The following is a 14382-nucleotide window of genomic DNA, read 5'->3' on the forward strand; positions in this document are numbered from 1 at the left end:
TACTATCTCATTCCATGTTTTCTTCTATCCTTAACCTCCGCAAGCTTAGCATCATTAAATCTATCTATAGTACCAACTAGATATCCAGTAATTCTTCTAATTCTCTCAAATTTTATTCCATCGGCTTCAGTTCTTCCACAACCCGGGCAAACATTATGTATAACTCCATTGTATCCACAAACTGGATCTCTATCCACTGGATGATTTATACTACCATAGCCTATACCCGCTTCATGCATTGCCCTTACAACCGTTTCAAAGGCCTCAAGATTATCGGAAGGATTTCCATCAAGTTCAATATATGTAATATGTCCTGCATTAGTCAGCTCATGATAAGGAGCTTCTAATCTTATCTTATCGAATGCACTAATTTCATGATAAACAGGAACGTGAAAGGAATTAGTATAATAGTCTCTGCTATTAATCCCTTCTATTTCTCCAAACTGCTCCTTATCGAGTCTTGTAAATCTCCCTGACAATCCTTCAGCAGGAGTTGCAATTAATGAGAAATTAAGCTTATATTTTTGTGAAGTAGCATCTAGCTTATCCTTCATAAACTTAACTATCCTAAGTCCCATTTCCTGTGCTTCTTTACTTTCTCCGTGGTGCTTACCTATTAGAGCCTTTAAACATTCTGCCAGTCCTATAAATCCTACAGTTAAAGTTCCATGTTTTATTATCTCGCTTAAGCTATCTTCCCAAGATAATTTGTCTGAATCAATCCAGACACCTTGCCCCATAAGGAATGGAAAGTTTTTAACCTTTTTAGTTTGCTGTACCTGTAATCTTTCAATAAGCTGATCTATCAATAAGTCTACCTTAGAATCCAGATCATTGAAAAATCCTTCAATATCCGGGGTATCATTAGTAGAACAACCATATTTTATTCCAAGTCTTGGTAAGTTTATTGATGAGAAAGAAATATTACCCCTTCCAGTAACTATCTCTCTCGATTCATCGTATACATTTCCAACAACTCTAGTTCTACAGCCCATGTAGGTTGCTTCGGTTTCTGGTCGTCCGGGAACATAGTATTGAGCATTAAATGGAGCATCTATAAAACTAAAGTTAGGGAATAATCTTTTTGCTGAAACTCTACAACCCAGTTTAAATAAATCGTAGTTAATATCTCCTTCGTTATAATTTACCCCTTCTTTAACCTTAAATATTAGTATTGGGAATATAGGAGTTTCTCCATTACCAAGGCCAGCTTCTGTAGCAAGAAGTAGATTCTTTATAACCATTCTACCCTCTTCAGATGTATCTGTACCAAAGTTAACACTGCTGAATGGCACTTGGGCCCCTGCCCTTGAATGCATAGTGTTTAAATTATGTATAAAGGCCTCCATGGCTTGATAAGTTCTTCTATCGGTCTCTTTATATGTATGTTTTTTAGTGAACTTTTGTATTTTTAAGGCCTCTTCATCATTTATTTTTAATCTATCCCTTAAGATAGCTATTTCTTCAGTATTATATTTTTCATTTTCCTTAAGTCTTAATTCCTCACCCGAGGATTTTTCACATTTTTCAATTATTTCATCAGCTATATCCTTTGCTTCTTTATCATCCAAATCAAGATTAAATGATAAAGCCTTCATCATGTTCCGAGCATAAAGCTTCTTATAGGTCTTCTTCACTCCAGGTGCCAAACCAAAATCAAAGGTTGGTATACTTTGTCCACCATGCTGATCATTTTGATTTGACTGTATAGCTATAGCTGCTAGTGCAGCATAGCTCATAATATCTTGGGGTTCTCTTAAGAAACCATGTCCAGTTGAAAATCCATTTTTAAAAAGCTTTAATATATCTATTTGAGTACATGTCAATGTCCCCATATTTAAAAAATCTAAGTCGTGAATATGTATATCTCCATTATCATGGGCAAAGGCATGATCCGGCTTTAACATATGTGATTTACAAAACTCTTTAGAAACAGTGCTTCCATATTGAAGCATGGTTCCCATAGCAGTATTCCCATCAATATTGGCATTTTCTCTCTTTGTATCACTCTCCGTAGCATCCTTTAATGTAATTGTTTCAATGGTTTTCATAAGTCTGGTTTTTGTTTCTCTAATTCTTGTTCTTTCCGCTCTATAAATTATGTATTCTTGACTTGTTTTTGCATGCCCATTTTCTATTAGAACCTTAACAACTGAATCCTGTACCTGCTCCACTGTTGGAATTTCATTTCCATATTCTTTATTTAGAAGAGCTACTGCTTTTTCAGTTAATCTTTCTGCTTTATCATAGGACGCATCTATTCCCTCATTTTCAGCAATAACCTTTGCGGCTTTATAAATGGCAGCAGTAATTTTTTCTGGAATGAAGTTAATTATTCTTCCATCCCTCTTCTTAATCTTTTCGCTCATATAATTCTTCCTTTCTTCTATATATTGTGTACATCATATCTATATATACTATATATAGGACGGCAAGCAACAAAAAATACCCTCTACGCTAAAAAAAGGGCCAATAAATTTATGTCATTTGCTATTTGTTACTTAAATTTTATCAAAACAAAATCCAAATCTCAATAAGAAAAAAGACCCATAATCCACAGTAATTTCACTCTATTTTTCATATATCTCTTTTTTCCTCCATAATCCTCTCATTTTTATATTAGTTGCAACCATAAAAAGCAAAAAAGCGTGTCTACACGCTTTTTCACCACATTTCTTATTGTTTATTTATAACTAATATATATTTTTATAATTATAGATATTCCAGTTAAACAGTTAATTTATACACATCAAAAATCCCTAGAAACATTGGATATTTTGAGATGTATAAATTAAGTTTAGCTTTAGGAAATCTATATAGATAAACAACATTAACATTTAAAATAAATTTCAAAGAAAATAATGAACACTTCTACATTTTTTCTTTGAAATCTATTCAACCTTGAAGCTGTTTATCTCTAATACCCATTGATATTTTAATTATTTAGAATTGTCTATATATGTATATCCAAAGAACCAGTTTCCTAAAGACTCTTTTTGCCAGTCTACAACTCGCTTATTAACTAAAAACTTATCTGTATAATAGAAAATTGGCATAATGACCTGTTGATCAAATAGTATTTTTTCAGCAGCATATAGTGCTTCGTCTCTTTTCTCAGGATCATTTTCATTCCTTGCATTAAGAAGAAGATTGTTGTATTCTTCGTCCATCCATTGAGCTGAATTATTTGTATCCTGTCCTTCTAAAATTTCTAGCATTGACATGGCATCGGCATAGTCCACAAACCATCCGAATCTAGCCGCTCCTGTATATTCTCCATACCTCCTAGAACTAGCAAAAACAGGCCATTCCTGATTAGTTATGGTTACTTCTATATTCAAGTTTTTCTTCCACATTTCTTGAATAGCCTCTGCTATAATTTTATGGGTTTCCGATGTATTATATAAAATTTCTATTTGAGGAAAACCTTCCCCATTTGGGAATCCGGCTTTAGCTAAATATTCCTTTGCTTTTTCAACATCTGCCTCTACTTTAACACCATAATCCCCCATTGAAGAGAATTCATTTCCTCTTGTATCCTTTAATCCAGGTGGCACATATGTAGTAGCAGGTACTTCAGCACCCTTTGTCACATTCTCACATATTTGTTTTCTATCGATTGCTAGGTTAAGAGCTTTTCTAACATTCACATCATTGGTTGGAGCTTTGCTGTTATTGAATACATAGAAATATGTTCCTATTTTAGGCTTAATATAAAACTCATCACTTTCACTACTTAATATAGGAATTTCTTGAGTTGGAATATTACTCATTATATCAATATCACCGGATTGATATGCCATTAATGCCGTAGATTCATTTACTAGAATATTTGCATTAATTCTATCTAGTTTTACTTTATCCATATTCCAGTAATTTTCATTTTTCTCTAAAACAAAGGTATCTCCACTGGCATATTTAGTAAGCTTAAAAGGTCCATTGGTTACAAGTATATCCGTATTGGTAGCCCAACCTTCAGGATCCTTTTCAACTATATCCTGTCTTACTGGTAGATAAGTATAGAAGGAAGTAAGGTTTAAAAAGTATGGTGTAGGTGATTGCAATTCAACTTCTAAGGTTAAATTATCAATGGCATTAATTGCTACATCTTCCCTTTTACCTTCTCCACTAAAGAATTCATGTCCACCCTTGATGTAAAACAATAGCATAGCATAATCTGAAGCGGTTTCGGGATCCAGAGCCCTTAACCAAGTATATTTAAAATCATTGGCAGTAAGTGGCTTTCCATCAGACCATTTTGTGTCCTTTAAGTGAAACGTATACTTTAAACCATCATCGCTTACTTCATAGTTTTCTGCTATGGCAGGAACTAGTTTTCCATCTACTTCTCGCATTAAACCTTCATAAATATTGTTTATAATATTCCCTGCTACTGCCTGGGAATTCAAAGTAGGATCAAGGGTTCTTGGCTCATCTGGTAAACAAAAATTCAATACCATCTCTTCTTTGCTTTCTTGGGAATCTGTTTTTTCTTCTGGTTCTTTAGTAGTTTCCTTACTAGTATCGTCTAGGCTTGCCTCTTTTCCCTTAGATGAACATCCAGTAAACAAGCTTAGAATCAATACAAAAACTAGAGATATAGCTATTAATTGTTTCTTCAATGTATTTCCCCCTATTAATTTATTTATATAATCAACAGCTGTGAAACTGCTGAAAATAATTTAGCCCTATTTTTATAAAAAGTTTATTTCTGCCTATTCAATAGTATTTTATTAATGAATAGCTGAAATATATTTTTATGTTCACTATATACATCAACCATCATTTCAGGATGCCATTGCACTCCTATTAAACATGTATAGTCACCATGCTCAATACCTTCTATTATGCCATCATCAGACCAAGCAGTCTCTATAAGACCTTCTCCCAACAGCTCAATAGCTTGATGATGTAAGCTGTTAACATCTATAGTTTTTTCTCCAAAGGCTTCATATAGACTACTTTCTTCCTTTATTGTTACCCTATGGCACTTGCCATACTTAGGAAGCATTAATCCCATATGCTCTTGCTTAGTTATATTTGATTGATATATATCTTGATATATTGTCCCACCAAAAAATACATTAATCAATTGAAGTCCTCTACATATCCCTAAAACTGGCTTATCCATATCTAATGCTTTTTTCAATAGTTTGATTTCAAATTCATCTCTCTCTGATACTATTTTTCCAAGCCCCTTCTTTATTGATTGCCCATATAAATAGGGATAAATATCGGAGCCTCCTGTAAACAGGATACCCTCTAGGCTTTCAACTAACTGCGAGATATATTTTTCATCATTTATGACTGGTATTGCTAATGGTACCCCTCCTGCATCCTTAATGCATCTAGAATAGTCCATTGTTGACATTAACATATCTTGACCATTTCTACCTCTACATCTTTTGTCATCCAATTCCCTATCCATTACAAAATAAGTTGTAACCCCAATTAAAGGCTGCATTTAATATCCCCCCTATTGCCCTATGAGAATTATGTCATGATCCTTGCCATCGTTTTTTCTAATGCTACTAGTATTAACTTAATACCTTAGCTCCCCCAAGATCAATATTTAAAGATTTTACTTCCCATTTATTATTTAAAGTACTTAAGAATTTTTCAATGTCAGCATAAAACTCTGAATTGCTGTCATCAGTCAAAGCCATTAAAGTAGGTCCTGCCCCACTTAAAAACATTGCCAATGAACCTAGGTCTTCACATTTGTCCTTTATTCTATCAAACCCATTTATAAGCTTTCCTCTATATATTTGATGTAACTTATCATCACAAGAGACTTTTAAGAGATGAAACTCTCCATTGGTTAAGGCCGTTATAAGTAAGGAAACTCTACCTACATTAAACACCCCATCCTTGTAGGGAATTTGTTTAGGCAAAACGCTTCTTGATTCCTTAGTAGAAAGTTTAAAATCTGGAATCATTGCATAAAATTTCAAGCCTCTTGCTACATTTACTTTGCTATAGTGTATATTATTACCATCTTGTATGGCTACAGTCATACCTCCAAGAAGAGCAGGAGCCACGTTATCGGGATGTCCTTCAATCTCAGTTGCAAGATTTAGAATCTCTTTTTGGGATAAAACACCGCCCGCAATCTCATTGGCCCCAATTACGCCTCCTACTATACATGCCGCACTACTACCTAGTCCCCTCGATACAGGAATATCATCTTCGATTACTATTCTAATTCCCCTAGGCTTGTATCCCAATTTTTCAAAGCACTTCATCATAGAGACATATATCAAATTATCTTCATTGGAGAATTCTTGACAGCATCCTTCTATGACCAATCCCCTTTCAATTTCTTCAAAGTAAAATGTATTATACAGGTTCAAGGCCACCCCAAGACAATCAAAGCCCGGCCCTATGTTGGCACTTGTTGCTGGTACTCTTACTTTTATCATTTAGATCACCTATTTCCTTAGTATGTCACATATAACTGTTTTGATTTCTTCTTTCCTGCATCTTTTATCATGAATGACTTCTTTGTTTTCTAAACCCTTTATTCCCTTTGGTATAGCCAGACCAGTGATCTTTGAAATTTCTTTAACAAGCTCAAAGTCACTTTGATTGTCTAATGGCTTGCCTATTGATTCCATTACACTTCTAGTAAACTTATATGGGCTCGCCGTAGAAGCTATTATAGTCTTTGTTTCATCACCCGTCTCCTTCTTATATCCCTTATATACAGCGTAGGCCACAGCCGTATGGGTATCCATAAGATAATCAGCTTTATCATAAACCTCTTTTATGGCCCCATAGGTCTTTTCATCATCTATGTAGCCGCCATAAAAGTCCTTAAGTCCTTCCTTCATTCCATGGGATATTTCATATATTCCATTTTCCTTAAGCTTCATCATTAAATCACTAATTAATTCATCATCGTGTCCACTTAGTTCATAAATAAACCTCTCTAAATTACTTGAAATAAGTATATCCATAGACGGTGAAGCAGTTTTCTTAAATTTTCTTCTTATGTCGTATATTCCTGTGTTTATGAAATCATATAGGACATTATTTTCATTAGATGCACAGATGAATTTATTCACTGGCAATCCCATTTTTTGAGCATAATAAGCAGCTAAAATATTCCCAAAATTTCCAGTGGGTACAACCACATTTATGCTTTCATTTTTTGATATCTTTTTTTCTCTAAGTAGGTTCAAATAGCCATAAAAATAATAAACTATCTGTGGTACCAATCTTCCTATATTTATAGAGTTTGCCGAAGAAAACATATATCCAGCTTTATTTATTTCTTCATTAAAGTCCTTGTCACCAAAAACTTCCTTAACACCTCTTTGGGCATCATCGAAATTCCCTTCTATACCCACTACAAAGGTGTTTTCTCCCCCCTGGGTTACCATTTGTCTCTTTTGTATCTCACTTACTCCATCCTGAGGATAGAACACTATGATCCTTGTTCCTTCCACATCGGCAAATCCTTCAAGGGCTGCTTTTCCTGTATCCCCTGAAGTAGCTGTTAGTATTACTATTTCCTTCGTAATATTTAATTTTTTACTAGCCGTCTTCAACAGATGGGGAAGTATAGAAAGAGCCATATCCTTAAATGCTAGAGTAGCACCATGAAACAGTTCTAGAAAATGTACTCCTTGCTTTTCCACTAATGGAACAATATCCTTTTCTTGAAATTTTTCATCATAAGCTTTATCTATACATTCCAGTAACTCATCATCATCAAAATCTGTAAAATACTTTTTCATTATATAGAATGCTAATTCCCTATAATCCATTTCCATTAACTCTTCAAATGACTTTTCAACCCTAGGAAATTCTATAGGAACATATAACCCTCCATCATGGGCTAAACCCTTGATTATAGCTTGTGAAGACATAATCTTCATACCTTTATCTCTAGTACTTTTATAGAAACAAGCCGTCATTTCATCACCTCAAGTTATTAAATAAATGTAACTTGTTATATTTTACAACATATTTGTAAATGATACAACAACAAATGTCATTTATATTCAAACAATTTTATTCACAGTTCCTCTTAAAGTTACAAGTTCCATGTCATAAGCTACAAATTTTAAAATCATTATTTTGAATATTAATAAAACCGAAAGGATATTTATTCCTTACGGTTCTATTTAAGGTCATTTATCAAAGAAAAATCTGCTCAAGAACAAAGGAAGTGCATATCCCTAGGTTTTTATATACAGTTTTTTATGAAAAACGACTTTAATTTTCAATACCCTTCCTTGCCATTACTCCTTTGGTATAATAATGTTTTATTTCCTTCATCTCCGTGACTAAATCCGCAATTTCCACTAGCTGCTGGGGAGCATAGCGGCCTGTGAGAATGATTTCTATATTAGGGGCTCTTTTTTCTAACATTTCTAAAACATCTTCAATGGAGAATAATTTAAAATATAGTGCTATATTTATTTCGTCTAGAATAACTACATCATATTCTCCCTTAGAAATAATCCCACTGCACTTTTCAAGCCCACTCTTAGCTGCGTCTATATCCTCCTGCTCCGGTACTCTATCTATAAAGCAGCTTCTTCCCAGCTGCTCAATCTTGAAATTAGGAAGATACTCTTCGGCTTTTACCTCACTATACTTCATACCCTTGACAAACTGTCCCATATAAACCTTTTTTCCTGCACATGCTGCCCTCAATGCCAATCCCAATGCAGCAGTTGTTTTTCCTTTACCATTACCTGTATATATATGTATATATCCTTTTTCCATATTAACCCTCCCAACTATATATATATCATTATTATTATTTTTCTATATTATTATTATAATTCCTTCTATATATGTTTATCTTTTATAACATGTTATTTTACAAAAAAAAACCGTCTATTTCCCGGGAAATCCGCAGAAAATGACGATTTTTATTATATCCTAATCTAATTTTGACAATTCTAAGGCTAGTTTCGCCCCAACCCGTGCATTATTATACACAAGCTGTATATTTGATTCAAGACTTTTTCCAGATGTGATATTTTTTATTTTAGAGAGTAGAAATGGAGTAGTTTCCTTACCCTTTATCCCAAGTTTTTCTGCTTCTTCAAGGGCATTTTCAATAGCTTTATTAATAGTATCATAATCCATTTCATATTCCTCTGGGATCGGATTACCTATAACAAATCCTCCCTTTAGGTTCAAGTCCCATTTTGCTTTAAGGGCAGCTGCCAATTCCATTGGAGAGTCCACCCTATAGTCTACACTAAACCCACTTCTTTTAGTGTAAAAGGCTGGAAATTCTTCAGTACCAAACCCAACTACAGGAACTCCGTGGGTTTCAAGATATTCCAACGTCAATCCTATGTCTAGTATAGACTTTGCTCCTGCACATACAACTGCTACATCGGTGTTGGCAAGTTCTTCAAGGTCGGCAGAAACATCAAAGGTCTTTTCAGCACCCCTATGAACTCCTCCAATACCCCCTGTCACAAAAACCTTTATTCCCGCTAAACCAGCTGCTATCATGGTTCCAGCTACGGTTGTAGCTCCATCAAGTTTTTTGGAGATAACAAAGGGAATGTCCCTTCTACTAACCTTGGCTACATTCTTACTTTTTGCCATGTGTTCTATTTCTTCTCTGCTTAATCCAACCTTTATTTTCCCATCCATGATTCCTATTGTAGCTGGAACCCCTCCATTTTCCCTAATTATTTCTTCTACTTTTAAAGCCGTTTCTACATTTTGTGGATATGGCATGCCATGGGAAATAATAGTTGATTCTAGGGCCACAACGGGTTTATTTTCTTTTAAAGCTTTATCCACCTCTGGATGTATCTCTAAATATTTTTTAAGCATCATTTCATCTCCTCACTTATCCCAGATTATTCATAGGGATTTTCAAACTCCCTATGAATAATCTGGAATCATCATCTCTTTTATTTTTTTTATGGATATGTTTGGATTTATGGTATTTTCATGACTCAGTGCAATTATTGACGCAGCCATGGCAAAGCTAGCACTATCATATATCTTAAAATCATTAAGATAGCTGTATACAAGTCCTGCAATAAATGCATCCCCTGCTCCCGTTGCATTAATCATTTTAATTTTTTGTGGTGGAAGATATCCTGTATTCTCCCTGTCACCATAGTATACTCCATCCTTCCCCAAACTAATAAATACTCTTTTAACTCCTGAATCCAAAAAATATTTTATGGCCTTTTCTACATCTCCATTGTTATTAATCTTTATGCCAGTTAATTCTTCAGCTTCAATTCTATTTGGCTTTATGGTATGAAATGCTCCAATAAAATCCTTTACTTTTCTTCCCTTTACAGTGGATACTGTATCTAAGAAAAAATCTACTTCCTTAAAGTTTGTAACTAAATATTCTATAACTTCCTTCTTAATATTTGTATCAACGACTACGCATCTAGAATTTTTAACAACATATGATTTTTTTCTAATAAAATCGATATTTATTTCGTCAATAATATCCATATGGGATATGGCAACCTTCATATCTCCATTTTCATCTAATACCGACAAATATGTTGAAGAAGGCATGTTTTTCATTGTCAGGGAATTCTCCATATCAACTCCCGACAGCTTGCACTCATCTAATATCTTTCTACCGTACAAATCATCGCCTATAGCGGTTATAAGCTTTGTAGATATATCCATCTTTGCAAGGTTTTCAGATATATTTCTACCTACCCCACCAAGGGAAATCTTGACTTTACCAGGATTTGAATCTCCCATATTAAGTACACCAGTAGGAAACCCTACTAAGTCAATATTTGCTCCTCCAATGACTGTAACATAATCCTTTTCCTTTAATATATATCCTTTTCCCTTAATATAACCTTTTTTCATAAGATTTGTTATATGGACAGCTACAGAGGAACGAGCAATCCCTAAGGTATCAGCAATCTCTTGTTGAGAAACCATCGGATTATTACCTATTAAATTTAATATCTCCTTTTCTCTACTGGTCAAATTACTCACCTATCTCCAATTAAACTTTTGTTTATATTCTAAACCTATGTTTATAATACTATTATTTTATCATTCCGTCAAGCCCCAAAATATTTCTACTCATATCCCCATTCATTTAGTTCTTTCTTCTATTTCCTTAAGCCTTTTCTTTAATTCATTGATCTCTTTTTCAAGCCAAAGATTCTCAAACTCCACTTGAAATACAGCTAGAAAGAGAAAAGTCATGATCAATTGACTAAAGGTCACAGCAGGCTTACCATCTACAAAGCTATACAGAAGAAATAATCCTCCTAATATAATAAAGGGCAATCCCAACTTTTTAATCACAACAAGCAGTTCTATTATTCCCTCTTTAGTTAATCTATTAAACCTTTTATAATTCATTATATTCCCTCCCCAAGTACATTATTGATTCTATAAAATTCTGAAAATTCCTCTTTCAACAATAGGAATACTATAAAGTTGCAAAAAATAAAATATCGTCGACCTTATATGGATATTCCTAACATAGGTCAACAACATTTATTAAAACAATCTTTTAATAATCCCATCGGGTATTTTGATTTTCCTTCTCTTTTGTATTTCAATAAATTCCTTATTTATTTCTTTTTTTAGTAATTCACTATTATATCCAAACTCTTTAGTCAATATTTCTATGGCCTGCTTTGCGGCTTTAACCTTCCACCTAGTAAGGGAAGGAAAATATGTTAATAGAAAAGCACAAAACCTGCCTCCATCCCTTTCCTTATATGCTCCATAGTGACAATCCTCTAAATCTATTCCATAGATTTTATCACTGACAATGAAATTCCTAAAATTTATATCTTCAAAAATATATCCTTTTCCTATAGTTTCCTTTGTGAGACTATAGAATTTTTGAAGCCATGTAAATAATTCAAAAAAGGCTTCATAGTTTTTTTCATTACCTATATTTTCACCTTGATTATTTTCCAAATCAACAAGTGTATCTAAGAAAGTATCCCCGTCTATATATTCCAATAGTATATAATCAGCACCTTCAAAATAAATTTTCGGAACACTTAAGCCATTTTCAAGAGATACCCTCAAAAGAAAGGTTTCCTTTGATTTATTTTCATTAGAATTAATATATTTCTTTAACACACTAGGTATCACCAGTCCATTTGATTTCCTTAGTTCTACTAGATACACTTCATTTTTTCTACTTTGAAATTTCCTTTTTATTATATATGAATCTATATCCTTAGGCATAATAATCTCATCTTTACTTAGCATCTTCCTTACCTATTTCAATCCTAATTTTTGAGCCTCTCTCATAGCCATCAAGCTCACTAACTATTCCCTGTATAGTATTTGATAGTATGCTTTGCACAAAGGGTACAATATCAATTTTTTTATCATTAATAAATAGGCTCACATTGCTTTCTGACAGTATACAATCGCTTCGCTTTGCTTCCCCTTTAAGAATCTTAATACCTAGGGTTCTACAATCATAACCACAAGCACTACAACATTTAGACTCAAAATCGGGAAGCTTGACAAATACTTTTTCCTCAATCGTATCAACCAATTCATCCAGATTGTCCAAACTATTTATTACGGGTATACCCTTGTAGGAATCAATATCATTGGAAATTCTACCTGATATAGCAAAAACACTTTCATCTAATTTTTCCTCTATTTCATCTATGCTTTTTGCAGTAAGAATTTTGGGTAAATTATAGTCAGTAACTCCTTCTAATACCACATATTCCTGATCATAAAAGCTCAGCATCTTTTCTACAGAAATTTTCTTTGGGAAAAGAACATCGGTTTCAAAATATCCTCTAGCTGTTACAAGCTCTGCTCCAGCCATCCTATGCCTATATGTGTTACTGCCTACCATATCTATGGCAAAGTCTTCGTAGTGTATTTCCTTTACCGACCCAACTGAATATTTTCTCATTTTTAATTCCCTAATTATATTTTCTATAGTAGTTGTTTTCCCAGAACCTGTAAATCCAAACACTGAAAATACTTTCATCTTTTCATCCCCTTTTTTACTTTTGCCTTTATAGGGTCACATATAAATAAGCTATAAAGGCCGATGTCATTATACTGGCTATGGATATTAAGTAATCCCTTTTATTCATCTTTAGTCTTATATAGCTGGTTCTTTTATTAAAAGCTCGAAAACCCCTACATTCCATAGCTATAGAAAGCTTCTTAGATTTTACAATTGCTCCTGCAACTACAGGTATAAATATATGGGAATAGAGTTTTATTTTTTCATTTATTGATAGCTTATCCATATCTATTCCTCTAAGTTGAATTGCTATAAGGGTATCTTCAAGTTCTTCCCTTAGTAAGGGTAAAAACCGTATGGCTATGGATACCATAAAGGCAATTTCATAGGGTATCTTCCACTCAACAAGACCTTGAAGTATCTCCCGGGATGTAGAAGTCATGAGTATAGCTGCAGATATCAATATAATGGATATTCGAAGAAGAAATTCTAAGGCCCTAAAGATTCCCATATCCGTCAATAAAGTAAATCTTCCTAGGGCTAGTATTGGAGTCCCACCCTTTATAAATAAACTTTGAATAATGATCATAGCAATGAATACACCTAAAATTTTTCTTAATTTCTTAAATACTATAAAAACCTCACTCTTTAAAATCTGGCTGACCACAAGGGATATTCCAAATATCAATATTAGATACTTCAAGTCCCCTATAAGCACGGATAACGATGATATGGATATGACAATGATTAACTTAGTTCTGGGATCCAGTAGTTTATCTTCCATCATCAATTATTTCACCTCTTGCCATTTCAATTCTTCGTGTGGCATGTGATTTTACAAAATCAAAATCATGGCTAATGATTATCATACCTACTCCATCACCTATAAGCTCCATAAGATATTTAGAAAGCTTTTCCTTTCTAATTTTATCTAGTCCAGTTGTAGGCTCATCAAGTATCAAAAATTTAGGTTTATTCATAAGTATTGCTGCCAAAGCTAATCTTTGCTTTTCACCATAACTCAAATTAAAGGTAACATCATGTCTTTTCGGGCTTAGATCAAAGAAATCCAAAAGTTTTTCCATTTTATCATAGGACTGATGGATGTCTCTTCCCTTAAGCTTATCCACAAATAGCAGCTCTTCAGTGACTGTTGAGGTAAAAAGCTGACGGCTAGGATTTTGAAACAAATATCCTATTTTATTGCCAATTTGTCCTAGATTTAATTTTCTTGTGTTATTGCCACAAATAAAAACATCTCCATCCATGGGTTTTAATATTCCTGCCAACAACTTCCCTAGAGTCGTCTTTCCTCCTCCATTGTGTCCAGTTATAGCTGTAATATCCTCTTTAAATATATTTAAGGAAATGTCGTTAATAACTTTTTTTCTTCTTGGATATCCGAAGACAATATTCTTTGCATCAATATAAGTCATCTA

General features: G+C 33.6%; 13 protein-coding genes. All 13 read right to left on the reverse strand.

From position 1 onward, the window contains the following. Positions 1–2: 2 nt before the first annotated feature. The 13 genes from N4A68_10210 to N4A68_10270 all read right to left on the reverse strand — a co-directional run bounded on the left by N4A68_10210 (position 3) and on the right by N4A68_10270 (position 14379). Entirely contained in the window at positions 3–2369 is a 2367-nt protein-coding gene (locus N4A68_10210; protein ID MCT4564665.1) for an anaerobic ribonucleoside triphosphate reductase, read from the reverse strand. Between the two features lie 570 nt (positions 2370–2939). Continuing rightward, positions 2940–4622 (reverse strand): peptide ABC transporter substrate-binding protein, encoded by a 1683-nt coding sequence (locus N4A68_10215; GenBank protein ID MCT4564666.1) that lies wholly within the window; start codon positions 4620–4622, stop codon positions 2940–2942. Positions 4623–4705: 83 nt separating this feature from the next. Then, the gene (locus N4A68_10220; protein MCT4564667.1) at positions 4706–5464 is read right to left on the reverse strand and encodes a gamma-glutamyl-gamma-aminobutyrate hydrolase family protein; all 759 of its coding nucleotides are present in this window, start codon (positions 5462–5464) and stop codon (positions 4706–4708) included. 73 nt (positions 5465–5537) lie between these two features. Beyond that, entirely contained in the window at positions 5538–6422 is an 885-nt protein-coding gene (gene thrB / locus N4A68_10225) for a homoserine kinase (GenBank protein MCT4564668.1), read from the reverse strand. Between the two features lie 9 nt (positions 6423–6431). After that, entirely contained in the window at positions 6432–7922 is a 1491-nt protein-coding gene (gene thrC, locus N4A68_10230) for a threonine synthase (protein MCT4564669.1), read from the reverse strand. Positions 7923–8223: 301 nt separating this feature from the next. After that, positions 8224–8739, reverse strand: coding sequence for a cob(I)yrinic acid a,c-diamide adenosyltransferase (gene cobO / locus N4A68_10235; protein MCT4564670.1), 516 nt, complete (start codon positions 8737–8739; stop codon positions 8224–8226). Positions 8740–8898: 159 nt separating this feature from the next. Continuing rightward, positions 8899–9816 carry a pseudouridine-5'-phosphate glycosidase gene (locus N4A68_10240; protein MCT4564671.1) on the reverse strand — a complete coding sequence of 306 codons (918 nt, stop codon included), beginning with the start codon at positions 9814–9816 and terminating at the stop codon, positions 8899–8901. Between the two features lie 51 nt (positions 9817–9867). Continuing rightward, a complete protein-coding gene (locus tag N4A68_10245) occupies positions 9868–10959 on the reverse strand; it encodes a PfkB family carbohydrate kinase (GenBank protein ID MCT4564672.1) in 1092 nt (363 codons plus the stop codon). Positions 10960–11070: 111 nt separating this feature from the next. Beyond that, positions 11071–11343, reverse strand: coding sequence for a hypothetical protein (locus tag N4A68_10250; protein ID MCT4564673.1), 273 nt, complete (start codon positions 11341–11343; stop codon positions 11071–11073). Positions 11344–11484: 141 nt separating this feature from the next. Beyond that, complete coding sequence (locus tag N4A68_10255) at positions 11485–12213, reverse strand: hypothetical protein (GenBank protein MCT4564674.1); 729 nt, start codon at positions 12211–12213, stop codon at positions 11485–11487. Next, positions 12203–12961 (reverse strand): molybdopterin-guanine dinucleotide biosynthesis protein MobB, encoded by a 759-nt coding sequence (locus N4A68_10260; GenBank protein ID MCT4564675.1) that lies wholly within the window; start codon positions 12959–12961, stop codon positions 12203–12205. The genes N4A68_10255 and N4A68_10260 overlap by 11 nt, the downstream gene beginning before the upstream one ends. 28 nt (positions 12962–12989) lie before the next feature. Then, entirely contained in the window at positions 12990–13730 is a 741-nt protein-coding gene (locus tag N4A68_10265) for an energy-coupling factor transporter transmembrane protein EcfT (GenBank protein MCT4564676.1), read from the reverse strand. Next, on the reverse strand, positions 13717–14379 hold the full coding sequence (locus tag N4A68_10270; protein MCT4564677.1) for an energy-coupling factor ABC transporter ATP-binding protein: 663 nt from the start codon (positions 14377–14379) through the stop codon (positions 13717–13719). The genes N4A68_10265 and N4A68_10270 overlap by 14 nt, the downstream gene beginning before the upstream one ends. Positions 14380–14382 lie beyond the last annotated feature (3 nt).

This window comes from Maledivibacter sp., assembly GCA_025210375.1.
GTDB lineage: Bacteria > Bacillota > Clostridia > Peptostreptococcales > Caminicellaceae > JAOASB01.

Excerpts from the sequence above, each read along its gene's own strand:
- N4A68_10210 (MCT4564665.1), bottom strand. The coding sequence starts at position 2,369 with ATGAGCGAAAAGATTAAGAAGAGGGATGGAAGAATAATTAACTTCATT.
- N4A68_10220 (MCT4564667.1), bottom strand. The coding sequence starts at position 5,464 with ATGCAGCCTTTAATTGGGGTTACAACTTATTTTGTAATGGATAGGGAA.
- thrB (MCT4564668.1), bottom strand. The coding sequence starts at position 6,422 with ATGATAAAAGTAAGAGTACCAGCAACAAGTGCCAACATAGGGCCGGGC.
- thrC (MCT4564669.1), bottom strand. The coding sequence starts at position 7,922 with ATGACGGCTTGTTTCTATAAAAGTACTAGAGATAAAGGTATGAAGATT.
- cobO (MCT4564670.1), bottom strand. The coding sequence starts at position 8,739 with ATGGAAAAAGGATATATACATATATATACAGGTAATGGTAAAGGAAAA.
- N4A68_10240 (MCT4564671.1), bottom strand. The coding sequence starts at position 9,816 with ATGCTTAAAAAATATTTAGAGATACATCCAGAGGTGGATAAAGCTTTA.
- N4A68_10250 (MCT4564673.1), bottom strand. The coding sequence starts at position 11,343 with ATGAATTATAAAAGGTTTAATAGATTAACTAAAGAGGGAATAATAGAA.
- N4A68_10255 (MCT4564674.1), bottom strand. The coding sequence starts at position 12,213 with ATGCTAAGTAAAGATGAGATTATTATGCCTAAGGATATAGATTCATAT.
- N4A68_10260 (MCT4564675.1), bottom strand. The coding sequence starts at position 12,961 with ATGAAAGTATTTTCAGTGTTTGGATTTACAGGTTCTGGGAAAACAACT.
- N4A68_10265 (MCT4564676.1), bottom strand. The coding sequence starts at position 13,730 with ATGATGGAAGATAAACTACTGGATCCCAGAACTAAGTTAATCATTGTC.
- N4A68_10270 (MCT4564677.1), bottom strand. The coding sequence starts at position 14,379 with ATGACTTATATTGATGCAAAGAATATTGTCTTCGGATATCCAAGAAGA.